At 43.2% G+C, this 26,559-nt stretch carries 22 protein-coding genes; 12 read left to right on the top strand and 10 right to left on the bottom strand.

All coding sequences use genetic code 11. The annotated features are described in order from the left end of the window. Nucleotides 1-13: 13 nt before the first annotated feature. Together K7A41_RS04155 and K7A41_RS04150 are read right to left on the bottom strand one after the other, a co-directional pair. Nucleotides 14-685 carry a tetratricopeptide repeat protein gene (locus K7A41_RS04155; protein WP_028070760.1) on the bottom strand — a complete coding sequence of 224 codons (672 nt, stop codon included), beginning with the start codon at nt 683-685 and terminating at the stop codon, nt 14-16. Between the two features lie 77 nt (nt 686-762). Next, on the bottom strand, nt 763-2,688 hold the full coding sequence (locus K7A41_RS04150) for a nucleoside-diphosphate sugar epimerase/dehydratase (RefSeq protein ID WP_265712726.1): 1,926 nt from the start codon (nt 2,686-2,688) through the stop codon (nt 763-765). 155 nt (nt 2,689-2,843) lie between these two features. Here K7A41_RS04150 and K7A41_RS04145 point away from each other — a divergent pair, with 155 nt between their 5' ends. Both K7A41_RS04145 and K7A41_RS04140 read left to right on the top strand, forming a co-directional pair. Then, nucleotides 2,844-4,055 carry an alanine dehydrogenase gene (locus K7A41_RS04145; protein WP_265712725.1) on the top strand — a complete coding sequence of 404 codons (1,212 nt, stop codon included), beginning with the start codon at nt 2,844-2,846 and terminating at the stop codon, nt 4,053-4,055. 25 nt (nt 4,056-4,080) lie between these two features. Beyond that, entirely contained in the window at nt 4,081-4,929 is an 849-nt protein-coding gene (locus K7A41_RS04140) for an alpha/beta hydrolase (protein ID WP_265712724.1), read from the top strand. Nucleotides 4,930-4,960: 31 nt separating this feature from the next. On the opposite strand, the gene K7A41_RS04135 is transcribed toward K7A41_RS04140, so the two are convergent. The 3 genes from K7A41_RS04135 to K7A41_RS04125 are packed head-to-tail and all read right to left on the bottom strand — an operon-like array spanning nt 4,961 to nt 7,994. Continuing rightward, nucleotides 4,961-6,001 (bottom strand): ABC transporter ATP-binding protein, encoded by a 1,041-nt coding sequence (locus tag K7A41_RS04135; RefSeq protein WP_265712723.1) that lies wholly within the window; start codon nt 5,999-6,001, stop codon nt 4,961-4,963. A 16-nt stretch (nt 6,002-6,017) separates the two neighbouring features. After that, entirely contained in the window at nt 6,018-6,428 is a 411-nt protein-coding gene (tsaE, locus tag K7A41_RS04130; protein WP_265712722.1) for a tRNA (adenosine(37)-N6)-threonylcarbamoyltransferase complex ATPase subunit type 1 TsaE, read from the bottom strand. 12 nt (nt 6,429-6,440) lie between these two features. Further along, the gene (locus K7A41_RS04125) at nt 6,441-7,994 is read right to left on the bottom strand and encodes a PglZ domain-containing protein (protein WP_265712721.1); all 1,554 of its coding nucleotides are present in this window, start codon (nt 7,992-7,994) and stop codon (nt 6,441-6,443) included. 258 nt (nt 7,995-8,252) lie between these two features. Between K7A41_RS04125 and K7A41_RS04120 the strand changes: the two genes are divergently transcribed. The 8 genes from K7A41_RS04120 (at nt 8,253) to K7A41_RS04085 (ending at nt 16,788) form a co-directional block, all read left to right on the top strand. Further along, a complete protein-coding gene (locus K7A41_RS04120) occupies nt 8,253-9,503 on the top strand; it encodes an HD domain-containing protein (protein WP_265712720.1) in 1,251 nt (416 codons plus the stop codon). A 33-nt stretch (nt 9,504-9,536) separates the two neighbouring features. Beyond that, nucleotides 9,537-10,577, top strand: a complete 1,041-nt coding sequence (gene lpxD / locus K7A41_RS04115) for a UDP-3-O-(3-hydroxymyristoyl)glucosamine N-acyltransferase (RefSeq protein ID WP_265712719.1) — start codon at nt 9,537-9,539, stop codon at nt 10,575-10,577. Nucleotides 10,578-10,714: 137 nt separating this feature from the next. After that, the gene (locus K7A41_RS04110; RefSeq protein WP_265712718.1) at nt 10,715-12,115 is read left to right on the top strand and encodes a bifunctional UDP-3-O-[3-hydroxymyristoyl] N-acetylglucosamine deacetylase/3-hydroxyacyl-ACP dehydratase; all 1,401 of its coding nucleotides are present in this window, start codon (nt 10,715-10,717) and stop codon (nt 12,113-12,115) included. Nucleotides 12,116-12,125: 10 nt separating this feature from the next. Beyond that, the gene (gene lpxA, locus K7A41_RS04105) at nt 12,126-12,914 is read left to right on the top strand and encodes an acyl-ACP--UDP-N-acetylglucosamine O-acyltransferase (RefSeq protein ID WP_265712717.1); all 789 of its coding nucleotides are present in this window, start codon (nt 12,126-12,128) and stop codon (nt 12,912-12,914) included. Nucleotides 12,915-12,936: 22 nt separating this feature from the next. Beyond that, entirely contained in the window at nt 12,937-13,560 is a 624-nt protein-coding gene (locus tag K7A41_RS04100) for an ABC transporter ATP-binding protein (RefSeq protein WP_265712716.1), read from the top strand. An 85-nt stretch (nt 13,561-13,645) separates the two neighbouring features. Then, nucleotides 13,646-14,206 carry an elongation factor P gene (gene efp, locus K7A41_RS04095; protein ID WP_265712715.1) on the top strand — a complete coding sequence of 187 codons (561 nt, stop codon included), beginning with the start codon at nt 13,646-13,648 and terminating at the stop codon, nt 14,204-14,206. 133 nt (nt 14,207-14,339) lie between these two features. Next, entirely contained in the window at nt 14,340-14,915 is a 576-nt protein-coding gene (locus tag K7A41_RS04090) for a 5-formyltetrahydrofolate cyclo-ligase (RefSeq protein ID WP_265712714.1), read from the top strand. 193 nt (nt 14,916-15,108) lie between these two features. Then, nucleotides 15,109-16,788, top strand: coding sequence for a transcriptional regulator (locus tag K7A41_RS04085; RefSeq protein WP_265712713.1), 1,680 nt, complete (start codon nt 15,109-15,111; stop codon nt 16,786-16,788). 261 nt (nt 16,789-17,049) lie between these two features. Here the strand turns inward: K7A41_RS04085 and galE are convergent, their stop codons facing one another. Next, nucleotides 17,050-18,081 carry a UDP-glucose 4-epimerase GalE gene (gene galE, locus K7A41_RS04080; RefSeq protein WP_265712712.1) on the bottom strand — a complete coding sequence of 344 codons (1,032 nt, stop codon included), beginning with the start codon at nt 18,079-18,081 and terminating at the stop codon, nt 17,050-17,052. After that, on the bottom strand, nt 18,081-19,073 hold the full coding sequence (locus tag K7A41_RS04075) for a UDP-glucuronic acid decarboxylase family protein (RefSeq protein ID WP_265712711.1): 993 nt from the start codon (nt 19,071-19,073) through the stop codon (nt 18,081-18,083). Before K7A41_RS04075 ends, galE begins: the two co-directional genes overlap by 1 nt. Before the next feature lie 65 nt (nt 19,074-19,138). Between K7A41_RS04075 and K7A41_RS04070 the strand changes: the two genes are divergently transcribed. Next, the gene (locus tag K7A41_RS04070) at nt 19,139-20,383 is read left to right on the top strand and encodes a 3-deoxy-D-manno-octulosonic acid transferase (RefSeq protein ID WP_265712710.1); all 1,245 of its coding nucleotides are present in this window, start codon (nt 19,139-19,141) and stop codon (nt 20,381-20,383) included. An 89-nt stretch (nt 20,384-20,472) separates the two neighbouring features. On the opposite strand, the gene K7A41_RS04065 is transcribed toward K7A41_RS04070, so the two are convergent. Next, complete coding sequence (locus K7A41_RS04065; RefSeq protein ID WP_265712709.1) at nt 20,473-21,921, bottom strand: glyceraldehyde-3-phosphate dehydrogenase; 1,449 nt, start codon at nt 21,919-21,921, stop codon at nt 20,473-20,475. A gap of 134 nt (nt 21,922-22,055) precedes the next feature. Next, complete coding sequence (gene hemW, locus K7A41_RS04060; RefSeq protein ID WP_265712708.1) at nt 22,056-23,183, bottom strand: radical SAM family heme chaperone HemW; 1,128 nt, start codon at nt 23,181-23,183, stop codon at nt 22,056-22,058. Here hemW and K7A41_RS04055 point away from each other — a divergent pair. Continuing rightward, nucleotides 23,182-24,420, top strand: coding sequence for a glycoside hydrolase family protein (locus K7A41_RS04055; protein ID WP_265712707.1), 1,239 nt, complete (start codon nt 23,182-23,184; stop codon nt 24,418-24,420). The genes hemW and K7A41_RS04055 overlap by 2 nt on opposite strands. Nucleotides 24,421-24,527: 107 nt before the next feature. On the opposite strand, the gene K7A41_RS04050 is transcribed toward K7A41_RS04055, so the two are convergent. After that, nucleotides 24,528-26,405 (bottom strand): M1 family metallopeptidase, encoded by a 1,878-nt coding sequence (locus tag K7A41_RS04050; RefSeq protein WP_265712706.1) that lies wholly within the window; start codon nt 26,403-26,405, stop codon nt 24,528-24,530. Nucleotides 26,406-26,559: the final 154 nt, after the last annotated feature.

Raw genomic sequence — 26,559 nt, 5'->3', positions numbered from 1 at the left:
TGATTTAAGATCTTTATAGATGCGCTTGTACTCTGCCTAACAGACCGTCGATTGTCGAGGCCTCCTGACTTTCGGGGAAGTCTGTTTTGATTTTTTTGTACGCAGTTTCTGCACTTTTATAATCGTTTTGCGCTTCATATACAAGACCCAATTTTTTCAAAAATAACGGAGTGGTGTACGAATTGCTCGATTTTTCCGAAGCTTGTTTGTAGTAGTCTGCTGCTTTTTTGTAATCCTTTAGTTCAGAATAAGCATCACCAGTAAGACCAATGACCAGTGGGTCTAAAATCTGACTGCCAGTTGGCGAATATTTTTCGAGTGCCTTTACTGCTTCATCAAATTTTCCCTGACGTAAGTAAAGGCCACCTAAATAAGCGTTAGCAATATTAGCCGATTTTGTATTTGAATATTCTTCCGCAATTTGTTTAAACCCAAGGAAGGATCCGTCACCAGAGATAGCTTTGTTTTGTAATGAATCGATGGGGGCAAGCTGCTCTGCTTTATACATCCGGTTGGAAGCTTCTTCGGCTCTAGGCTGCAAATAAAGCTTCTGATACCCGAAATAAAGAAGAATCAAAACAACGACACCGCCTAAGATAAAGACTACGCTTTTCTGATTATCTTGAAAAAAAGATCCTTTTGAAGGTTTGAAACCTTGATTTGTATTATTTGTGTTTTTAGACATTACTAATCAGTAAAATATGGATTGCAAAAATACACTTTTCGGGCAAATTTGCAAGCGTTTTACAATTTTAAAATGAATTAACTTTTGCGTTCTGACTCATTTGACAGCTCAATTTCTTTGTCTAGCTGTTCATAAATCGAATTTTTACTTTTAAACTCCGGTACAATGATTTTCATTTGATAGACAACCTCGTTTTTGTTTTGTGTCGCTAAACGGCACTTTAGTTCATCGAGTTTGAGGCTCACGATGCTGTAATCATTTTCCCGAACCTTGGCAATCATAATTTTCTCGTGGTGTGTGGGGAGGGTGTTTTCCAGGTCGTTTAATAGCTCTTCGTACAGTTTTTCCCCGGGTCTTAATCCTGTGAATTTTATTTCGATATCTTCGTTTGGTTTGAAACCCGAAAGCCGGATCATTTTCTTCGCAAGTTCAACAATCTTGACCGATTTGCCCATGTCAAAGACGAATATCTCTCCTCCCTGTCCCATGGCCCCAGCTTCCAGTACTAAGCGGCAGGCCTCAGGAATCGTCATAAAATAGCGCGTGATTTCGGGGTGGGTTACCGTAACAGGCCCTCCTTTTTGAATTTGGTCTCTGAACCTGGGTATTACCGATCCGTTTGAACCGAGTACATTGCCAAAGCGGGTGGTAATGAATTTCGTATTCGCGGTGCCCTGAGTCTGGCTCTCCAGATGATTGTTTAGGGACTGCACATATATTTCGGCTATACGTTTTGTTGCGCCCATAATATTGGTGGGGTTGACAGCTTTATCTGTGGAGACAAATACAAATTTTTCGACCTGAAATTCCACGGCCAGATCGGCAAGGTTTTTTGTCCCCATGACATTGGTCTGTACAGCTTCCAAAGGGTGGTTTTCCATCATAGGCACGTGCTTATAGGCTGCTGCGTGATACACATAATGGGGCTTGAAAGTTTCAAAGAGAAGACGCATTCTTTTCGTGCTCCGGATATCTGCAATATATGTGTGGTACACCTGATTGGGAAATTCATCCTGCAGGTCCAATTGCAAATTGTGTAACGGTGATTCAGCCTGGTCGCAAAGAATAATCATCTGCGGTTCATATTTTCCCAACTGGGAGGCAATTTCGCTTCCAATGGAACCTGCCGCACCGGTGACCAATATCCTTTTGCCCTTTGTCTGGCTCAGGATATGGTCGTCATTGATTTTAATCGGATCGCGTTCGAGCAGATCCTCGATTTTTATTTTCTGTATCTGATTGGGATTGAGGTCCCCATTCATTATCTTTTTCACTGGTGGAAGCGTCAGGATACTGACATTGCGTTCTAATGCTATGTCTGTAATTTCGTTTTTGCGTTCCGACGGAATGTTGTGCGAGGCAATGATGACTTCTTCAACGTTGAGGGTGCCGATCAGATGGCTGAACTTTTTCGAGGAATAGATTTTGGTTCCGTCGATGACTTTGTTGATTTTCTGGTCGTTATCATCCAAAAATCCGATGATGGCATTTTTGGAGCGAATATCGTGATCTAATGTTCTTTTGACTGCAATGCCCAAATCTCCTGCACCATAGATCAACGTTTTCTTTCTGGTGCCGTTCACTTTCTTGGTATAGAGGAAGAAAATCTTAATGATGGTCCGGTAAACGGTCAGAATTAGAAAGGAAAAGAGGGCAAAAAATATGATCAATGCGGTAGGAATGTTGCGTTCAATTTCGTTGGCCTGAATGATTAATTTGATCACCAGAAGAACGAAGACACTGAATATGATCGTCGATAATATGCGTATGGAATCTATCGCGCTTGTGTAACGAATTATTCCTGTATACATCTTGAATAGGTAAAATGACAAGGAGCAGACGCTGATAAATAGGATGAATCGGATACTGAAATCTATGTCAGTCAGAAAGTCAAAGTTAAAGTCGTAATAAATGACGTTTGCGAGGAGATAAGCCATGGAAACGCTGAAAATATCCAACAAAAAGATGATCCATCTAGGTACGATACTGACTTTACTAAGCATGTTATTATATCTGTTTTACTAAGACAAATGTAGAGAATTTTGCGTCATTCCAATCGGCTTTGTGGTATAATATTCCTGTAGAAGCAAGCATATTCATCTTCGTTTTGATTAGATTAATTATTTATCGTAATTTTAACTAAAGTCAATTTAATAAGATGAATGAGTTAGGGAAGCTTGCGAATCAGGCGATGATTTCTCCAAAAGAGATGTTGTTTGAGAAGAAAAAGAATGCAAAAAGTCTTTTTATCGGTATTCCAAAAGAAATCTCCTTCCAGGAAAAGCGTATATGCTTGACTCCATTGGCGGTTGCCTTGTTGGTCGAGAATGGGCATGAGGTCGTGATTGAGACTGGTGCGGGTGCCGGGGCGAACTTTTTGGACCATCATTATAGCGAGCAGGGCGCGCGGATTGTTTCTTCCAGAGAGGAGGTGTATCAGGCCGATCTGATCATTAAAGTAGGGAGCCCGACTGTGGCAGAAGTTAAGTTGATGAAGGAGAGACAGTTGTTATTGTCGTCGCAGCAGCCCTCGCTGATGAATGTGGAGGTGCTGAAAGCATTGATGCATAAAAAGATTACCGCGATTTCCTATGAGTATTTAAGAGATGAGGGCGGTTGTTTGGCAGTGGTTCGCGCTATGAGCGAGATTGTGGGGGCGACAGCGACTTTGATCGCCGGTGAATATTTGAGCAATGCATTTGGGGGAAAGGGCTTGATGCTCGGAGGAGTTACAGGAGTAGCTTCGACGGAGGTGGTGATTATAGGTGCCGGAACTGTAGGCGAGCAGGCTGCACGAACGGCGCTCGCGCTCGGAGCAGAAGTGAAAGTGTTTGATAATTCCATCTATAAACTGCGACGCCTGCAAAATAATCTGGGCAGTAGGGTGTTTACATCTGTGATACAACCCATTATTTTAAATAAGGCCGTTATTAGTTCGGACGTCGTTATTGGTGCATTGCGTGCCCGCAATGGGCGTTCGGCCTGCGTAATTTCCGAAGAAACCGTGTCCAAAATGAAGCCTAATTCGGTGATTATCGATGTGAGTATTGATCAAGGCGGAAATTTTGAGACTTCAGAGGTAACTTCACACGACAAGCCTGTCTTTCGCAAATTTGATGTGATTCATTATTGTGTCCCCAATATTGCTTCGCGTGTGGCGCGGACAGCCACCTATGCCATGAGCAATATTTTCACCTCTATATTGTTGGATTTCGCGGAGCTCGGAGGGCTGAAAAACGCCATCTGGAAGAATCCGGGGATCAGGAGTTCTATTTACCTTTATCAGGGTAACCTGACGAATGCTGATATGGCCGACCGCTTTAATATGACTGCCAAAGATCTGGATCTTTTGGTCGTGTCTTCACTATAAAATATACATGAACAAACTTAAACCGATGAAAAGAATTCTTATGATCTTATTTTCTCTGATCTCATTAACAAAGGCTCAGGATGCAACAAACCTATATGCAGATAGTATACCCAACGCAACGGATAATCCGCTGACTCTTACCGAAAAAAATGTTCCCAAAATATTTGCCTATATGCCGGAGGGACCTGCGATAAAGAATATTGCGGTTCTCGTTATCCCTGGAGGTGGCTATTCGCATATCGCCATGGATCATGAAGGACATGCTGTGGCCAAAGAACTGGTGAAAAATGGGTATGCCGCATATGTGTTACAGTATAGACTGCCATCGCCGAATATTATGCGGGATAAGAGTATAGGGCCACTTCAGGACGCACAGCGTGCGATGCAGTTGATCAGAACCACGCATCCCGAGTTCAAGAAAGTGGGTGTGATCGGATTTTCTGCAGGTGGGCATCTGGCTTCTACTTTGATTACCAAATTTAAAAAAGATTATATTTCTAACCCTAGTCACATTTCCCTCAGACCCGATTTCGCGGGACTGATCTATCCTGTGATCTCTATGGAGAATGAAGTTACGCACAAGGGATCACGCATCAATCTGATTGGCGAAAATCCGTCGGAGGATATGATCAAGCTTTTTTCTTCCGATCTGCAGGTATCCCCCGATGTATGCCCGGTCTTCTTTGTGCACGCTAAAGATGATACTGCCGTTCCGATTGAAAATAGTTATCGGATGATGGCGGCCCTTGACAAGGCTCACGTGGCCAACAAACTCTATACGTTTAAACAGGGCGGACATGGATTCGGCCTGATCAACAAGACTTCGGATAAAATGTGGTTTGATGCCTTTCTATCCTGGCTTTCCCAATTGTAAATAAAACGGTTGGGTAATGGCTTTGTAGATGTTAGAAAGCAATCCAGTCTGAAATCGTCAGATCTACAGCTTGTTTTTTCTCAGGAATAAACTGTGAGGTGCTGATGCAATGCAGGTCAAGCATGTTGTTGGTCACAACGATCTCGTAATAGAAGCCCCGGAATTTAACCTCTTTGACAAAGAAGGGTGATTTTTCTGCAGGGCTGATGGAGATCCATTCCTGATGTATAGCGATGGTTTTTTCTCCTGCTATGCCCAGGTGTGCAGCTTTTTCGGCGGATAAGATGTTGCTTTTTGCCAATAGCTGTGCCGTGTAAGGGTGGGAAGGCCGGCTATATAGACGATGGGGGTCATTCTGATCCAGGATTTTTCCCGACTTCATGACAATAAGATCGTCTGCCAATGCAAGTACTTCGGTAGGGTCATGTGATACTAAAATGACGGTAAGCCCTGTCTCTCTGACAATGGTTTTGATATCCTGCTGTAGGGTGTCGCGGAATGAGGCGTCGACCTGATTGAAAGGCTCGTCCATTAGCAGCACCTCCGGTTCATTGATCAGTGCCCTGCAAATGGCGACGCGCTGTTTTTCACCACCGCTGATATCAGCTACCCTTTTTTTAGCCAAATGGTCTATGCGTAGCTGGCTCAATATTTCGGCAGTCTTGTTCTGTTTGCGCCTAATGTCAGTATTTGGTAATTGTGAGGCCACATTGTCCCATACGTTCGCATAGGTATTAAGGTCGTCAAAGCCCTGTGAGACGAGCTTCATGGCATCGTGGCCGGGGATTAATTTGTCTTTGCGGGTCGGGACCTGCCAGCCTTTATAGCGGACAGTTCCGTTTGAGGGCTCCAATAGGCCATATATCAATCGGAGCAATGTGCTTTTTCCGCTGCCCGATTCCCCAATTATAGCTGTTATCTTTCCTTCTTCAATCGCAAAGGAAGCGTCTTCCACGGCCAGCTGTTCGTTATTTTCGTGGAACGAAAAGCTTAACTGCTGCGCGTGGATTGCAGCCAGTCCCGGTACATGGGTGTCTGAAGGGATATACTGACAAGAGGATGAATGAGCCATAGTGGGAGTGATAGGATTAAGAGATGGAGATGTTTCGTGTGTTGGTGTCGAGAATGCTAATATGTATTTCTTTTGCGTCTTCCGGAAGTAAATTGGGGATTTTCTCAGGCCATTCAATGAAGCAATAAGCTCCTGAATAAAAATACTCCTCATAGCCAAAGTCAAACGCTTCCTGCTCGTCCTTGATCCTGTAAAAATCAAAATGATAGATGGGGCCAGCGTCGGACGCATATTCATTCACAATGGAAAATGTCGGGCTGGAGGTACTGTCCTTTACGCCCAGCTGTTCGCACAAGGACTTAACAAAGGTTGTTTTTCCTGCTCCCATCGGCCCGTAAAATAAAAAGATACGAGTCGTGGGAAAGCTATTTAAAAGCGATTTTGCTGCAACAGCAAGGTCTGCTGTCGAGTTTGCGATAATTTCCATCTTGCAAAATTACTATTTAGGTAAGTATGTCGCAAAGGGGATGATCATTTCTTCTAAAGATATGCCACCATGCTGAAACGTTCCATTGAAATAATTGACAAACTGGTTGTAATTATTCGGATAGACGAAATAGAAATCTTCTTTGGCAAAAACATAGGTAGAACTGACATGAAGTTTAGGCAGCTGTGCCTCATGCGGATTTTTGATTGTAAAGACATCTTTTTCGATATAATTCAGATTTTTCCCTTGTTTGTATCTCAGATTTGTATTCGTGTTCCGATCGCCTACTATTTTGCTCGGCTTTCTTACACGGATTGTGCCGTGGTCAGTAGTTACAATAACACGAACTTTTTTTTGTGATAACCATTTTAGGGCTTCGAGCAACGGAGAATGTTCAAACCAGGATAGGGTAAGAGATCGGTAAGCGGCTTCGTCATTTGCCAGCTCGCGGATCATTGAACTATCCGTCCGCGCATGGGACAGCATGTCGACAAAGTTGTAAACCAGTACATTGAGCTGATTGTGCAGCAGGTTGCCTAAGTTGTCTAAGACGTCCTTGCCTTGTTCCAGCGTCAGGACTTTTGTATAGGAGTGTTTGATAGGCTTACGGTAAAGTCTTTTTATCTGATCCTCCAAAAATTTATCTTCGTATAGATTTTTGCCGCCTTCGTCTTCATCGTTCTGCCACATTTTTGGGAAGCGTTTTTCCATTTCGAGTGGTGTCAATCCGCTGAAAATAGCGTTTCTGGCGTACTGCGTCGCTGTGGGAAGGATACTGAAATAGTTGGTTTCTTCTTCCAGTCTAAAATAGTCGGTGATGACTTCATTGATGATTTTCCATTGATCGTACCGTAAGTTGTCAATCAAAATGAAAAATGTGGACTTTTCCTCATCAAGTACTGGAAATACCTTTTTTTTAAATAGCTGGTGGGATAATATCGGGGCAATTTCAGGACGGTTGATCCAATTGATATAATTGTTTTCGATAAATTTGGAAAACTGCATATTGGCTTCCGACTTTTGCATGGTCAATATTTCGTGCATATTGCTATCTTCGAGTTTCTCGAGCGATAGTTCCCAATATACTAACTTTTTATACACTTCTGACCACTGTTTAAAGTCCAGATTGTCATTTAGGATCATGCCGAGATTACGAAAATCTTGCTGATAAGCCATCGATGTCTTTTCGTTGACAATACGTTTGTTTTCAGTAAGTTTTTTTATCGTCATTAAAATCTGTTTGGGATTTACAGGTTTTATAAGATAATCGTCTATTTTGGAACCGATGGCGTCTTCCATGACATGTTCTTCTTCATTCTTTGTCACGAGCACGATAGGAACAGTTGGATTGACGGATTTGAGAATTGCGAGCGTTTCGAGCCCTGTCAGCCCGGGCATGTTTTCGTCCAGAAATACTAAGTGAAAAAAACCATTTTTAAAGGCTTCAACAGCATCATTTCCATTGTTGACCGTGTCAACTTTATACCCCTTACTTTCTAAAAACAATATATGTGGTTTTAGAAAATCAATTTCATCATCGGCCCAGAGAATATGTGTTTTTTGCATCTTGTTATTATATGTCTATATATATCAGAGGCCGGTCGCGTGACCACATTCAGATGTAACAAATGTGTATGGCCTCTTTGATGAATGGATTTCAATATGTTGCTAACATAAGCAAATATCGTGCTTTAGATTTATTTTTAACATTTCTTAACGATGAACTGATTATCTTTGTTTTAAGTTTATAACGGTGATAACCACGAGTTTGTATTAATGTCGGTTGTTGCTGATACGTTGGAAATACCTTAATTTATTGCCACATTGAATAAAAACAAAATCATCAACGATCCTGTATATGGGTTTGTCGCAATTCCTACGGGTTTGGTCTTTGATCTGATACAGCACCCTTATTTTCAGCGGCTGCGCTACATCAAACAGGTGAGCATGACCCATCTTGTTTACCCAGGTGCTTTGCATACAAGGTTTCAGCATGCGATAGGGGCCATGCATTTGATGTCTATGGCGTTAGAAACCTTGCGTAGCAAGGGGACCATCATCTCGGAGCAAGAAGGCGAAGCGGTGTTAGCGGCAATTCTGCTGCATGATATCGGCCATGGTCCTTTTTCGCATTCACTTGAGCATAGTCTCATTACAGGTGTTTCTCATGAACTGCTTTCCTCGCTGTTGATGGATCGTATCAATCAGGATCTGGGCGGCAGGTTGAGCCTAGCAATCAATATCTTTAATAATAAGTACCACAGGAAATTTTTGCATCAGTTGGTGTCCAGCCAGCTTGATGTCGACCGCATGGACTATTTAAATCGGGATAGCTTTTTTACAGGTGTGTCCGAGGGAGTAATTTCCTTTGACCGCATTATAAAGATGCTACATGTGGTCAACGACGAAATTGTCGTTGAATATAAAGGCCTCTATTCTGTGGAGAAATTTCTCATTGCCCGCAGGTTGATGTACTGGCAGGTTTATTTACATAAGACCGTTATTGGCGCCGAGCAACTATTGATAAAAATATTGCAACGTGCGAAGGATCTCACTGCTTCGGGGGGAGCGCTTTACTCGACGCCTGCCTTTCACTGGTTTTTGAGCCAACAGATAGACCGAACAAATTTTTTGGATAATCCGTTGCATTTGGATTGGTTTACTCGTTTAGATGATACGGACATTATGTCGGCGATAAAAACTTGGGAAAAACATGAGGACAAAATATTAAGTCGCATGTGCCAGCGTATCATGAAGCGAGATTTGTACCGGTCAATTATGAGCAATAGACCTTTTTCGGCAGAGGATATAGAGCTAGTGAAAATGCAAGTAATACAAACGTTGGGCATCGACGAAGAGGATATCCATTATTATGTATTTACACAAGAAATTCATAATCGGGCGTATAACCCATCAAAGGATCCGATTAGGATCCTATTGAAGTCTGGCGAGCTTGTTGACATTACGGAGGCATCGGATCTTGGAAATTTAGAAGCGTTGTCACAAAACGTCTCTAAATACGCGTTATGTTATCCAAAGGAGGTGGGATATATTGCAATTCCTTCTGTTGGGTAGTTATTTTTTAATAAAAAAACATAGATTTGTACCATGCAATTTACTGCTCAACAAATAGGAACATTATTAGAAGGAAGGATCGAGGGGAATCCTGAAGCCACAGTGGGTAACCTCGCCAAAATTGAGGAAGGTAAAAAAGGTGATCTTTCCTTTTTGTCAAATCCAAAATATGAGCATTATATATATACCACGGATGCTTCTATTGTCATTGTGAATGAAGATTTGCAATTGGCTCAGCAAACCAAACCTACACTGACGATCATTCGGGTGAAGAACGCCTACGCAGCTTTCTCGACAATATTGAATATGTATAATGAATTCCGTCTGGACAAAAGCGGACGCGAGGAGCCGTGCTACATTCATCCGGAAGCCAAGATAGGCAAGGGCGGCTATATCGGTGCATTTGCGTATATCGGTAAAGACGCCAATATCGGTGATAATGTTAAGATTTATCCTCAGGTTTTCATTGGAGATAAAGTCTCGATCGACGATAATACCACGCTTTATCCTGGCGTAAAAATATATCATGATTGTAAGGTTGGTAAGAATGTTGTCATTCATTCCGGCGTTGTGATTGGGTCGGATGGTTTTGGTTTTGCTCCTCAAGAAGATGGTACGTACAAAAAAGTACCGCAAATCGGTTATGTCCAGGTGGAGGATAATGTAGAGATCGGAGCGAATACGGTCATCGACCGGGCCACCATGGGAGCGACTATCGTCCGCGAGGGCGTTAAATTGGATAATCTGATTCAGATAGCCCATAATGTGGATATTGGAAAAAACACGGTTATTGCTGCACAGACTGGAATTTCCGGTAGTTCGAAAATTGGAGAACATGTGGTCTTGGGTGGACAGGTGGGGGTCGTTGGGCATATTACCGTTGCCAAGGACTCCCAGATACAGGCACAATCAGGTGTGAATAGGTCTATTAAAGAAGAAGGGAAAAAGTGGGGTGGGACACCTGTCATGCCATACCAGCCCCAATTGCGTTCCAATGTGATATTTGCACGTCTTCCAGAGTTGGAAAAGCGAATTCAGGAACTGGAGAAAATAATAGAAACAAAATTAAAATAATCTTTTTTCATTGAAATAAACTGCTCTTTAATTGTTATGCTATCATGAGCTAGCCTGCTTGCTGCTATTCGATAAGATATTGTTAACTCATGATGGTTTGTCAAAAGAAGTTTTGATTTAAAAATATGTTAATAGAAATGAATGTAAAACAGAGAACCATCAAAAACGAGGTTGAAATTTCGGGGGTAGGTCTTCATACAGGAAAAGTTGTATCGATGACCATTAAGCCAGCTCCGGAAAATCACTGGTTTAAGTTCCGGAGGGTGGATTTAGAAGGACAGCCCGAAATATTGGTTGATGCAGATAACGTCACCGATACTTCCAGGGGAACCACTATTTCTCAAAACGGAGCAAGTGTTAGCACAATAGAACATCTAATGGCTTCCTTAATTGGTCTACAGATTGACAATGTGCTGATTGATATTGATGGCCCTGAGATTCCAATATTAGATGGCAGCGCGGCAATTTTTGTTAAATTGCTGGAAGAGGCTGGATTTGAAGAGCAGGAGGCAGATAGAGATTATTATGAGATTTCCAATAATATTCATTATGCCGAACCTGATCGTAAAGTCGAAATACTCGCCATGCCGATGGATGGTTACCGGTTGACTTGTATGATCGATTTTAATTCGCCAGTTTTAGGCAGCCAGCATGCAGCTATCACTTCTATTGAAGATTTTAAATCGGAGATTGCTTCTTCGCGCACTTTCTGTTTTCTGCACGAGCTGGAAATGTTAGTTGACCATGGGCTGATTAAAGGGGGCGACCTAAGCAATGCTATTGTTATTGTCGATAAAGAAACCTCACCCGAAGAACTTCAGAAGCTTGCTCATCTTTTCCATAAAGAGACCGTTGCTGTCGCAAAAGAGGGAATATTAAACAATAATCAACTACGTCACCAGAATGAACCGGCCCGGCACAAACTGTTGGATATGGTCGGAGACTTAGCATTGGTTGGAAGACCGCTGAAAGGGCACATCATGGCTGCCCGCCCTGGCCACGCTGCAAATGTTGCCTTTGCAAAGAAAATTAAGGAGCAGATTAAAAAGGACAAAACACGTAAGAAAATCAAGGTTTATGACCCCAATATGCCGGCGTTGTACGATACCGTGGAAATTATGAAAATTTTACCACACCGCCAGCCCATGCTTATGGTAGATAAGATTTTGGAACTAACGGAGACTCATGTAGTAGGCTTAAAGAATGTCACAATGAATGAGGATCTGTTTATGGGGCATTTCCCTGGGGCGCCCTTGTTTCCTGGCGTATTGCAGGTTGAAGCGATGGCACAGACAGGCGGTATCCTAGTCTTAAAGACTGTTCCGGATCCTGAAAACTGGCTGACCCTATTTCTTAAAATCGAGAACGCGCGATTTAAGGCCCAAGTGACCCCTGGAGATTCGGTGATCTTTAGATGTGACCTGATGGAGCCTATCCGGAGAGGCATAGCAAAGATGAAGGGCGTCGCCATGGTGGGAGAGAAAATTGTCTGCGAGGCTGAGCTTATGGCTCAAATCGTAAGAGTAAATAACAACTAAATAAGTATAGATGATACAGCCATTAGCTTATATTCATCCTGAAGCAAAAATTGCTAAAAATGTGGTCATAGAGCCCTTTGTTACCATTTACAAGGACGTTGTCATTGGCGAGGGTACCTGGATTGGCTCCAATGTGACCATTATGGACGGAGCTCGAATTGGAAAAAATTGTAAAATATATCCCGGTGCTGTAATTTCGGGAGAACCTCAAGATTTAAAGTTTGATGGGGAAGTGACGACAGCAGAAATTGGTGACAATACAACCATTCGTGAATGTGTAACTATTAATAGAGGAACAAAAGATAAATACAAAACGGTCATTGGGAAAAACTGCTTAATTCAAGCATATAGCCATGTTGCACACGATTGTGAAGTAGGTGATAACTGTGTTTTTTCCAACAACAGTACGCTTGCGGGGCATATTACTGTTGGTGATTATGTGGTTTTGGCTGGAATGGTGGCCGTACATCAGTTCGTGAAAATTGGTTCCCATGCATTTGTAACAGGCGGATCCTTGGTACGTAAAGATATCCCACCCTTTGTGAAGGCAGCCCGTGAACCTATTTCTTATGCGGGGATTAATTCTGTAGGACTTAGACGGAGAGGTTTTTCGGAGGAACAGATTGCCGAAATTCAAAATATTTATCGCATTCTTTTTGTTCAGAACCGTAACCTGGCAAAGGCGATGGAGATTATTGAAGCGGAGTATCAGGCCACGGAAATCCGTGACGAGATTCTGGATTTCATCCGGAATTCGGGACGCGGTATCATGAAAGGATTCAACAACCGGGCAATGTAATTGCATTACTGATTCATTCACTTTGGAAATAACACTGAAAGATATCGGCCGAAGGTATAATAATGAATGGATTTTCCGGCATATCAATTATCGTTTTGAGTCTGGTAAAAGTTATGCTATCCTTGGACACAACGGTTCGGGTAAATCAACGCTACTAAAAGTGCTATCGGGAAGTTTAACGCCGTCGGCGGGCGAAATAATTTATACTTATAAAGGACAGGGGATTGGCGCTGATGAGATTTATCAGCTGCTTTCCATAGCAGCACCTTATATGGAACTGATAGAAGAGCTTAGCTTACGCGAACTGCTTGATTTCCACTTTAAATTTAAGGGTTATCTGACGGGCTTTGACAAGAACCGCGTGGTGGAACTGCTAGGACTGGAAAATGCTTTGGATAAAGAGATCAAGTTTTTTTCATCGGGCATGCGTCAGCGGGTAAAGCTGGTATTAGCCTGTTGTTCGGCTTCGGATCTGGTATTGCTGGATGAGCCAACCAGCAATTTGGATCGTGCAGGAGAAGAATGGTACCTTAGCCTAATTGAGTTGACAAAGCATGAATCCAGATTGTTTATCATTTGTTCAAACCAAGAGAAAGAATACAGATTTTGTGACGAAAGTATTTCAATTAGGGACTTCAAAAAGTAACGAATGAAATTTTAATAACACAATTAGTTTTTGTATTTTTGACGACTCAATAATGAGATAACCGTTTAAAGTTCAATTCAGAAAAATGGCTAAGGCATCAGAGGTAAAAGCAGGAAATATTTTAAGATTTAATGGAGAGCTGGTCTCCGTAGAGGAATATATACATCGTACACCAGGAAATCTACGCGCGTTTTATCAAGCGAGAATGCGTAATGTGAAGACTGGAAAATTAGTTGAATATCGTTTTCGTGTGGATGAAAGTGTAGAGATCGCTCGAGTGGAGACGAATGATTACCAGTATTTGTATGAAGACGGAGATTTTTTTGTTGTCATGGATAACAATAGCTACGAGCAATTCAATATTCCAAAATTTTTGTTCGGCGATTCGGCACGTTTCTTAAAAGAAGGTATGACTGTGATCGTCGCTTTTGAAAGTGACGAGCCGATTATGGCAGAAGCACCTAAAAGTGTTGAATTGGAGATTACCTATACTGAGCCTGCGGTGAAGGGAGATACATCTACAAATGCTTTGAAGAAAGCTACAGTAGAAACGGGTGTGGAGATTATGGTCCCTTTATTTATTAATCAGGGAGAGAAGGTAAGAGTAGATACGCAAACTGGTAATTACATCGAGCGCGTAAAATAATATAAAGATTTTAGGTTTAGGTTGATTATTCGGTCTTGATAGCGCTCGCTACAAGGCCGTTTTTTTTAACATGGCAGGCTTAAAAATTTCTTTGCAGCAGTATCGATCTGATGCAGAACAGATAATACCAATTATGAAATCAAAAAAAGACCTTAGACAGGAGTTTAAAACAAAACGGTGTCAGCTTTCGGAGGAAGAGGAACACATGCTGAACCAAAAATTACAGATGCAGTTTCGTGGAATAGATCTATCGTTGATCCGATACTTGCACGTGTTTTTGCCGATCACAAAATATCATGAACCCAATACCTATCCGATGATCGAGTACCTCAGAGAAGCTTTTCCCCAGATAATGTTGGTCGTGTCGCGGTCCAATTTTGAGGATTGTTCCATGCAGCATTATATCCTTGATCAGCATACCGTTTTTGAAATCAATAGGTGGGGGATTCCCGAGCCCGTGGCGGGCCTTGAGGTGGCCCCTTCGGAGATTGATTTTATTTTGGTTCCTCTGCTCGCATTTGATTCAAACGGACATCGAGTAGGATATGGGAAAGGATTTTACGACCGTTTTTTCGCATTGTGCAGACCAGATGTTCAACGCGTTGGACTATCTTTTTTTGATCCGGTTGAAAACATTGCTGATGAAAACGAACACGATGTAAGGCTGACAAAAGCCATTACACCGGAGCGCATTTATCACTTTGATTAGTCCGAACTTTTGCACCGTATTTGCTATCTTTCCCGCTTGCAGGCTTCTCCCTGATGCTGAGCCGCGCGAGGCACATGGTAGAATAAAATTTATTTTCTATTTTTAGCGTAAATTCAATTGCTGTATCGGTATGCCGAGATTTTTGTTTATTCTATTTTTTATCGTTCTAAATTCTGGGATTACTGTCTCTGGAATGGATCTAATAGGTACCAATAGCTCGGTAGAAGAACGCAATTTTTATGAACGCATTATTCAGGAGGCGCAGCAGTATCAAGTTTCCAGTTCGGCTTTGACGAGTTATCTTACGCCCTATTTTGATCAGGCCATACGGAAAAATGACAAGGCCATGCTGGCCATTTATTACTGCCTGTTGGCTGACCAGTCGTTTGAAATAGAAGATACCAGGAATAATTTCAGTGATAAATATTATCTAAAAGCACTTAATCTCGAGAAGGATTACAGCTATCAAAATGTGAAAGCTTGGGTAAAAGTGATGTATGGTTTTTATCTGTACAGATGCTTAAAAGCTTCTGAAGCCCTTCCTTTTATGTTGGAAAGTGAAAAGGCATTAGAGGATATACCCAAAGATCTGGTGCTGGATCTGACACAAACGTATAAGAAGTTAGGATATTTCTTTGGGACCTTGGGAGATTATGCAACCGGAATCAAATACTTGAAGCTTGGCGCACAGCAAGCAGGAGTACCGCCGCGGCTGAAGGCTGCCATTTTGGACAATTTAGGTCTTTTGACGCTAAAAAGCGGGGGAGATACCGCACAGGCAATGAAGCATTTTGAACTTGCCCGGGATTTGGCGCTTTCCGTGAGAGATTCCCTTCGATATGCCAAGATTTTGGGCAATCAGGCCAAGGTCTTTGAAGGTAGAAAAGATTACCGGAGGGCGTTGGCGTTGTTAGAGCAGGATCTGGCGATCTCCAGGGCTTTGGGCAACAATAAGAACAGCGTTTACGCTCTGATGGCCCGTATCCGTCTATACATTTCGATGGGGGATAATAAGGGAATACCTCATATGCTTGATGAAGCGGAAGACCTCTTGACGGGGTCGGATGATAAAAAGACGATCCTCGAGCTGGAGGGGTATAAACTACGTCTGGCGTTACAGAACGGCGATGCACGAAAGGAGCTCCAAGCGCGGCGCAGGATCGATCGCCTTCAGGATTCCCTGCGATTTTTGGATGGAGACCCGGTATTGTCCCAGTTGAAATTCATGGCTGATAAACAGAAATACGCCTATAAGCTTTCATTGGCTCAGGCTCTGGTCAAGAAAAAACAAGCGGAGAAAAGAGTGTGGGTTATGTTAAGTCTTTTTGTATTAGCCCTGTTCTTTTTTATTTATCAAGCTTTCCGTTACCGCTCCAAAAAGCGCTTGCGTGAGTATGAATATCAGCTGCTTCATTTAAAGTATACGAAAGCCAAGCTGGATAAAGAACTGGTCAGTTCTAAAAGTCAGGTAGAGGAATATATGGTTTATCTAAAGCGGAACAACGAACAGATCAATCTGTTGTCCTCCATGCTGGAGGAAATCGGGGAGAGCAGTGCCAAAGATCGGGATGAGCTGAAATCACTCTTGCACTCCCATCTCATCACAGAAGAGAAGTGGCAACAATTTAAGCTATTGCTGACAAGAGAGTTCCCGCATTTGCTACAGGATATTCAGGGTAAGTTTCCTGATATTACCGAATCCAATCTTCGGGTGATTGTGCTAATGAAATTGGGGCTAAATAACAGAGAGGTGGCCAATGTCCTTGGCGTCACCCCAGATGCGATTAAGAAATCGATGCAACGCTTAAAAAAGAAACTCGGAGAGCAGGCAGGATTATTAATGGAGTACATTTCGGATAAAGAGCTTGTTTAAGACAACTGTTTTTCTCCATCGTGTTTACATCTCTCGGAAATTTCAATTCGGGTACACTATCTTCAGTTACAATACAGAAATCAAGTATGTACACTTGTTCCAGCTGAAGGTAGACTACTTTGTGTTTGTCATCAACTGTCAGGAGTCCGTGATAAACTGATAACGGTTTATATGGGCTGATAGTCGTATATATAAAAGAGCGTGCACCATTCACCTGAAATAGTGTACGCTCTTCTGGCCGTTAGAAATGTATCGGATTGTTTAATCCAGCGGATTTTCCTTTAGGTACTTTTCCCAGGCCCAGGCTGAGGCCATCATTTCATCAATGCCTAGTGCAGCCTTCCAATGCAGCTGCTGAGCTGATTTCGTTACGTCGCCATACACTTTGATGATGTCGCCATCACGTCGCGGGCCGATTTCATAATTCAGCTTCTGGCCTGATGCTTTTTCGAAGGCCTTGATCGCTTCCAGTACAGAGTATCCATTGCCTGTACCCACGTTGAACACATCGTATTTGCCGTTTGGATTGCCCTGTTCCAATAACTTGATCGCGGCGACATGAGCTTTTGCAAGATCGACGACGTGGATATAGTCGCGGACGCATGAGCCATCCGGCGTGTCGTAATCGGCTCCGAATACGGTCAGTTTTTCTCTTTTTCCGATGGCCGTCTGCGTGATAAACGGCAGTAAATTCTGCGGCACGCCGTTTGGCAGTTCACCGATCAGTGCGGACTCGTGGGCACCTACAGGATTAAAATAGCGCAACGCGATAATATTATAATTATGGTATGCTGCCGCTGTTTCTTCCAGTATCTCTTCTGCAATTTGCTTTGTATTACCATAAGGCGATGCAGCCTTTTTGACGGGAGCAGTTTCGTCCACGGGAAGACGATCCGGTTCTCCATACACCGTGCAGCTTGAAGAGAATACAAAGTTGATCGGTCTGCTGCGGTATGCCTCCAAAAGATTGATTAAGGAGAAGAAATTGTTGTGATAGTACTTTAAGGGATTCTGTACAGATTCTCCAACAGCCTTAGAAGCGGCAAAGTGGATAATTCCCGAGATGTCGCTATTATTTTTGACAAATTCATTGACCTTGGCGGTATCACAAAGATCGAACTGGTGAAATTCGGGTTTTATCCCGATGATCTTTTCGATCTGATCCAAGATTTTAATGTTTGAATTCGAAAGATCATCGATGATTACCGGAATATATCCCGCCTGGTGCAGTTCGACAACGGTGTGCGAACCAATATAGCCTGTTCCTCCTGTGACTAATATTTTTTTGTTCATTATTGTTGATTATAGTAAGTAAAGTCTTTATCTGATAAGATATCCAAAGGCAATTTGCGGTAAAAATCAATAGTTTTTTGTAGGCCTGATTTTCGATCTACCTGCGGCTGCCAGTTCAATTTAGCCTTCGCCAGGCTGATGTCTGGCTTTCGTTGTTTTGGATCATCAACGGGCAATGGCTGGTAGCTGATTTTACTTCGACTGCCTGTCAATTCCAGAATTTCCTTTGCAAGCTGCACGAGTGATATTTCGTCCGGATTGCCAATATTGATGGGGTTTACGCAATGGGAATGCAGTACACGGTAAATCCCTTCCACCTGATCGTCGATATAACAGAATGACCGCGTCTGAAGCCCATCGCCAAATATGCTAATGTCTTGACCACGGATGGCCTGCGCGATGAAAGTAGGAACAGCACGGCCATCGTTGAGGCGCATTCTCGGACCAAAAGTATTGAATATTCTTACAATCCGCGTGTCAAGTCCGTGTGCATTGTGATAAGCCATGGTAATAGCTTCCTGAAATCGTTTTGCCTCATCGTATACGCCTCTGGGGCCCACGGGATTTACATTTCCCCAATAGTCTTCCGATTGTGGAGAAATCAAGGGATCCCCATAGACTTCCGAGGTAGAGGCTACCAATATGCGAGCTTGCTTTGCCCTGGCCAGGCCAAGGAGGTTGTGAGTACCCAACGAACCTACTTTGAGGGTTTGAATCGGGATCTTGAGGTAGTCTACCGGACTTGCGGGGGATGCGAAATGCAGGATATAATCCAGCGGCCCTGGGATGTGCACAAATTTGGACACGTCGTGATGATAAAAGTCAAAATTTTCGAGTTTGAATAAATGCGCGATATTCTGAAGGTCACCTGTGATCAGGTTATCCATGCCAATCACCTCATAGTCCTCAGCAATAAAACGGTCGCAAAGGTGGGAGCCGAGGAAGCCGGCTGCTCCCGTGATCAAAATCCGTTTACGATGTTTATTTTCCACTCAATGCTTCCTTTTAATGAAATGGGTTTAATATCTTTGACTAAGATAAACATTATTTTAAAAACATGCGTTTGCTTTATTCGATTGGAATCTCTCTATATGGACTCTTATTGCGTATTTTGGCTCCTTTTCATGCCAAAGCCCGCCTCATGGTTGAGGGTCGCAGAGACTGGTATTTTCGGATGAAACAAACGGTTGACCCAACGCAAAAACATATCTGGTTTCACTTTGCTTCCCTGGGAGAATTTGAACAGGGAAGGCCCGTGCTGGAGTGTGTAAAAAATAATTATGGTGACCATAAAATCATTGTAACATTTTACTCTCCTTCGGGCTACGAAATCCGGAAAAATACCAATCTGGCGGATTATGTTTTCTATCTGCCTTATGATAACGCTGGCAATGCCACGCTATTTTTGGAGCTTGTCAATCCCACTTTTGCCGTTTTTACGAAATACGAATATTGGTATTATTATTTTGAAGGATTGCACCGACGCGGGATACCTCTATTCCTGATTGCGGCTATTTTTAGACCGGAGCAAATATTTTTTCAGGATTATGGCGCGTTTTTCAGGAAGATTTTAAGTTATGTGACGTATTTTTTTGTACAGAATGAAGAGAGTGTCCGGTTGCTGAAAGAGTATGGTATCCGTAATGCCGGGCTGGCCGGAGATACTCGTTTTGACCGTGTCATTGATCTCCCAAAGCACCGGAAAGCAGTTCCTTTGATCAGCGATTTTGTGGAGACATCACGTACATTGGTAGCCGGAAGTACCTGGCCGGAGGACGAAAAAGTGTTGAAGGAGCTGTTGGGACAGTTTACTGGATATAAGCTGATTTTAGCACCTCATGAGGTTGACGAAGCACATGTCTCGAGCATCATGACGCTATGGCCGGAAGCGTTGCGGTTTTCAAAAATAGATACATATAGCAAAGATACATTGCGGGGGGCGAAGGTTTTGGTCATCGATAATATCGGCCTGCTGTCTTCCCTGTATGGTTATGGGCAGATTGCCTATATAGGTGGGGGATTCGGAGCAGGTATACACAACACATTGGAAGCTGCGACGTACGGAATACCGGTACTATTTGGTCCCAACTATAAAAAGTTTCAGGAGGCAAAAGATCTGATCGAGCTTGGCGGTGGGTTTTCGTTTACGGGAGCTGAGGGGTTGAAGAAAGCGTTTGCTTCGTTGCAAGATCCTTCCAGGCTGAACGATGCCGCAGCATCTGCACGGCAGTATGTGCAACAAAAAGCTGGCGCGACACCTATTATTATGAAATATCTAAAGAACGCCATTGGTCAGAGGTAAAGGCGGCCATTGCCCGTACTGCGGCTCAGAAAACTACCTGCCCATACAGTACCGCTCCGGCCGGCCTTCTATCTATTGAAAATTGGATTTTAGTAGTACGTGTAACGTCTTACTCCGGCAATATGACGGGCCAGACGCATGACCTGATGTGAATAGCCGTACTCATTATCGTACCAAACATACAGTATGACGTTTTTGCCGTCTGCGGAAACGATGGTCGAAGGCCCGTCGACGATTGCTGCTGCTGTGGTTCCTATAATATCCGAGGAGACGAGCTCATCGTTGTCCGAAAACTTGATCTGCTCGGCAAGCCGATAGCTCAAAGAACTGTTCCGTAGAAGCCTGGTTATCTCCTCAAGGGATGTTGGGACAGAAAGCTCCAAATTTAATATCGCCAGAGAACCATTGGGTACCGGTACCCGGATGGCGTTAGAGGTTAAGCGACCATTTAATACCGGTAGTACCTTGGCAACAGCATTGCCAGCGCCCGTTTCCGTAATGACCATATTCAATGCTGCCGCGCGGCCCCTTCTGGATTTCTTATGCATATTATCGACCAGATTCTGATCATTGGTATAGGAATGGATCGTTTCTATATGTCCTTTTTCTATACCTATTGCCTGTACCAGTACCGATAGAACAGGAGCAATGGCATTGGTTGTACAGGATGCAGCTGAATACAAGTCGTAAAGTGAAAGGTTGACGGAGGTTTCGTTGACGCCATAGACAATATTGGGCACTCCCTTACCCGGAGCGGTCAGTAATACTTCTGCAGCCCCTTTGGATTTTAAATGGCGTGCAAGCGCTTCTTCGTCTCGAAAAACTCCGGTGTTGTCAATTATCAGGGCATTATGTATATCATAGAGGGTATAGTCAATATCTTCTGGTTGTCTGGCAGAAATAAACCGTACTGTGGTGCCGTTAATAATCAATGCGTTTTTTTCAGGATCCGGATAGATGTCGGCTTTAAATTCTCCGTGGATCGAATCACTTTTCAATAGGGCGGCCCTTTTTTGAAGCGATTTTGGATCGTTAGCATCGCGGGTAACGATCGCCCGCAAACGAAGCTGTTGTCCCGCACCCGATTTATTGATAAGTTCACGTGCCAGGAGACGTCCTATACGTCCGAATCCGTACAGGACAACATCGCGCGGTTTTAGTTCCTGATAAGCCTCAATCCCTTCCAACTCGTTGAGTATAAACGCAGATAATCCATCATTACTGTTCATATAGGCTTGGGCTTTTGCGGCTAGCTTGCCTATATCAATCCTGGCGGGAGGAAGGTCGGCCTTTTCAAGGATGTTGGCGACCCTCAGTAGATCAAATATCGTCGGCCCGCTATTGGTCAGCGTCGTGTTTTTGCGCAACAGACTAATAATTGAATCGACTGTTTCATCGATAAGCTGTTCGCGGAAAAGAACGAGTTCGATGGAACGGTTGTACCAAAGATGGCTAATGATCTGAATTAGGTTTACAGCGGCATTTTGCTGTTCCTTATAACTTTTGATCTCTAAATCAAAAGATGTACGATGTAACATAATATTTATAATAGATTATGTCACAAACATAGGGTAAACGGATTTAAAAAAGGATTTTATTTTTATTTTCGTAATTTTTTGAATGTTAAAACGTTTTATATTGATATTTTTATAAATTTAGCGTTCTTTTTTTATTAATCATTAATTATAAAGAGCTCGGACATGATACGGTCTGCGATCAGCTTGCCCGAATCGGAGAGCCGTAATCTATTGTCCTCGATAACCAATTGTTGCTCTTCCAAAAAAGGCGCCGCTTCGTCCAAGATTTTCGCCTTTATGGAGGAATCAAAATTCTGCTCCAACTGCGCTAAGTCGAGTCCCCACATAGTTCTGAGTGATGTCATGATACATTCATTGATCTGATCTGTAGTGGAAAGATGCTCTACTTCGAGCGGAAGTTGCCTAGCCTGAATGGAGGAGATGTATTGTGCATTGTTGGCTATATTCCAAGCTCTGGAACTGCCATTAAAAGAATGGGCAGAGGGGCCAATTCCCAGGTAGTGCTTTCCCTTCCAATAATTTGTATTGTGGCGTGCATAACAGCCATCTTTTGCAAAATTCGAAATTTCGTATTGTTCGTAACCCGCACGCTGTAGGGTTGCGATCAGCAGGTTCATTTGATCTGCGGCCTGATCTGCATCAATAGCAGGGCTTAGTCCTTTTTTGATAAAATGGTCGAGCGCTGTTTTGGCTTCTACGGTCATGGAATAGGAAGAAATGTGGGGCACGGCCAAGTCTATCAGCTGCTGCATGTTGTACCGCCATTTTTCATCTGTCAGCAGTGGATAACCATAGATCAGGTCGCAGGTGATATTTTCAAAACCAGCATCCTGAACACGCATGACCGCAGCGGAGGCCTCCTGACTGTTGTGCGCACGGTTCATCCATCGTAGGTCTTCTTCGAAAAAAGACTGTATTCCAATACTGAATCTATTGATCGGGGTGGACTTGAATGCCTTGACCTTTGCGGCACTCAGATCATCTGGATTGGTCTCCAGGGTGATCTCGGCGTCCGAACTGATTTCGAAATGTCGCGCTATGGTGTCAATTATCCGTGATATTTCATCAGCTTCTAATAAAGAAGGCGTACCACCACCAAAATAGATCGATTCCAATTTCCGGTCTTCCAGATAAGAATGCCGGAGTTCAATCTCCCGAATGAAGGCATCGATCATTTCGGATTTATACTGTAACGAAGTGCTAAAATGAAAATCACAATAATGACATGCCTGTTTACAGAACGGAATATGGATGTAGATCATGAAGACAAACTTAGATAAATTGCCTTTTTTTCACAAATGTTTATTTGAGCGTACCAACGCTTATGATATCTTTGTGTATAAAATAACCTCGTGTAAACCAAAGATCAAAAAAATGAACCGGAGTTCGAGACGTGTCTTCCTCAAGAATATGGTCGGTGCTGGAACGATGCTGGCGCTATCAAAATACAGCTTTGCCTTAACGGATCATGCTGAAGAAGCATTTATTGATAAACTGCTTCCTGCCCCCAAGGGCGGCGGGTTTGCGATGGAAAACTATTGGATCTGGGACCCTTCGGTGATTAAGGGCGAAGATGGGAAGTACCATATGTTTGCCTCCCGCTGGAGCAAGAAATACGGATTTGGCAATTGGGTGACCAATTCGGAAGTGGTGCGTGCAATAGCTGACCAGCCCGAGGGTCCTTATGAATTTGTCGAGGTGGTACTGCCCGCCCGCGGTAAACAGTATTTCGATGGCTGCACGACGCATAATCCGCGGATTGTCAAAATCGGTGATTATTATGTTCTGTATTATTTTGGCAACACCTATGAAGATCCGGATCCCGCGTATTCTGAAAACGTGTGGGAATCGGGGCTGGCGCAAAAAGCCTGGATGCATAAACGGATCGGAATGGCCTACGCGAAGTCCATCTCAGGTCCTTGGAAACGCATGGATCAACCAATTTTGAACCCCCGGCAGGGCGAGTGGGACGCTTCCATTACTTCCAATCCTTCTCCCGTCGTGTTGCCCGATGGTAAAGTATATTTAGTGTATAAATCTTCACCTGTAAATTATAATCCCCCGCTATTGTTGGGCGCAGCACAGGCCGATTCGTTTCAAGGTCCCTATATCCGTTTGGCAGACAAGCCCATTTTTTCTTTTCATACAGATCAAAACCATGAAAATGATGTGGAAGATCCTTTTGTATGGCACAATGGGAGGCACTTTGAATTGATTATGAAAGACCGTTATGGAAAAATATGTGGCGAAGAAGGCGGAGGTATTCACGCCTATTCCAAAGATGGGATAGGTTGGCAACTGTCAGCTGCTGTCAAGGCCTACTCCAAGGTGATCCGGTGGAATGACGGCAGCGTTACACATCAGGCGAATTTTGAGCGTCCATTCCTGTTGTTTGATGGCGGAAAGCCGACTCATTTATTTGCAGCAACAGGAGACGGCACTGCTCCCTATCAATTTGAGCGGACATGGAATATGGTTATTCCGCTGAAAACCAGCTAAAGCATTCTAGTGTTAACAGTACCTGCTGCCGGAATGAACAAAACAGGGATGCCCATTGTTGGGGCATCCCTGTTTTGTCTGTCTTGTTTGTCCGTATGAAGTATACTCTAGCGTGTCAGGCTGTTGTCTGACGATTCAACATCTGCAAGCCGGAGTGAAGGATCTATGGTTACGTTTTTAGGTGCTTTGGCGACCGAAAATTTATAATCAGGTTTTGTCCAGAACCAATCTTCGAGAACCGTCCGTTTGATGCCTTTATAGATTCCAGATTGTTCAGCCGGTTTCTCGCCACGCAGTTCACGCAAGGGGATATAGAACAATTCTTTGCTGCCGTCCCGGTACTCAACCAACACATCGAGTGGCATCGCAAAATTGGATTTATTGACCAATTGGATTTCAGTATCGCTTACGTTGCCCACAGCGTAGTCGATTTGGCGGGTGGTATTGATAAAGAGGTTGAAATACCATTTCAGATTTATGCCCGAAACTTCTTCAGCAACGCGTTTAAAATCGTTGGGCGTAGGATGTTTAAATTTCCAGATGTCATAGAATCTGAGGAAGGTCTTCTCCAGATTTTCCTGACCGATAATATATCCTAGCTGTTCCGCGAGCACAGCACCTTTGTTGTACGCTTCATTGCTATATGCATAGTTTGTGTTGTAGTAATCAGCCAGAAGGCTCATCGGTTCTTCCTTGCCTGAAAGGGCCAGCTTATAGTATGCACGGTACGCATTGATCATGGGGTTCGACGCGATGGCTCCCCTTTTATCAAATAAGTGTTGCATGGCTAATTCTTCTACGTATGAGGTAAATCCTTCATCAAACCATTCGTCGACGGTTTCGTTGATGCCGAACAACTGCTGATACCAGGAATGGGCCGACTCATGGAATATGACGCCCACGAGGCTTTTGAGGTTGCGTCCGCCGGTAATTAATGTCGCAGTGCCATATTCCATGCCCCCGTCACCTCCCTGAATGATCGTGTAGGTTGGCCAAGGATAAGTTCCAAATTTCGCACTGCAAAAATCAAAAAATTCCGTCGAGAGACCCAATGCTGTTTTCCAGTTTGATACGACTTGTTTGTCCGTAGGCAGATAAACGGTATAAACCTTTATTCCATTTTTGCTTGCTGCTGAGTCGACGACAAATTTGGGGTCGGCAGCCCAGACAAAATCGTGTATATTTTGTGCTTTATAGCGCCATGTAGCTTTGCCATCACTTGTTTTTATTTTGGCTTTTGGCTGGTAGCCCTTTACTTCATTGGGATTCTGAAGAACGCCCGATGCGCCGACAACATAGTTTTGGTTAAGGTGAATAGTAACATCAAAATTGCCGAAAGGTGCAATAAATTCGCGGCCTACGTACTCGTCGAGATGCCAGCCGAATTCATCGAATTGAGCCATTTTGGGGTACCATTGTGCCATTGAAAGAGCTACGCCTTCTGCTGAATTGCGGCCCGATCTTCGGATCTGTTCGGGAACTTGTGCCGTCCACTCCATCGCAAAGCTTACGGTTTCTCCATCTTTGATTGCCCTTGGAAGGATTACTTCTAAAATGGTGCCATCAGTCTTAAACTGGGTAGGGGCACCATTCATGGTCAGGCTTTTGACTTTTTGATAGCCGATCTGATTGGGTTGTAATTTTTCTATGCGGCTTTGGTAGAGGGGTTTTTCCTTTGTCCCCATATTGGATACCATCCGCTTGTCCGGATCACTGATATTTTTTAGACGATAATCCATCATCGATCCTGGCTGAAAAGCATTGAAGTACAAATGGAAATAGACCTTGGAGAGGGATTGACCCGCGTTGTTGCTGTATTTCAGTGTCATTTTTCCCTCATACTGATAAGCCTTCTCATCCACGTTGACATCCATGGTATAGTCAACTTTCTGCTGCCAGAATCCTTTTCTTTGGGCTTTCGCTTCCTGACCCAACATATGTATTGCACATAGCACTGCAAGAAAGGATATTATTTTGATTTTCATGTTTCAAACTTACAAAATAGTCTTAAGAAATGCTCATTAATCGCTTTGATCCTATTCATTGTCATTAAATCTTGACGAAAGGAGAGAGAATTCAGTAGATTGGCTTGATTTTAGTTAGGGAATTTATCTGATAAGTTAAAAATATCTATACTAA

This window comes from Sphingobacterium sp. InxBP1 (genome assembly GCF_026191775.1).
GTDB classification, from domain to species: Bacteria; Bacteroidota; Bacteroidia; order Sphingobacteriales; family Sphingobacteriaceae; genus Sphingobacterium; species Sphingobacterium thalpophilum.
This window is presented reverse-complemented; position numbering and strand designations above follow the sequence as displayed.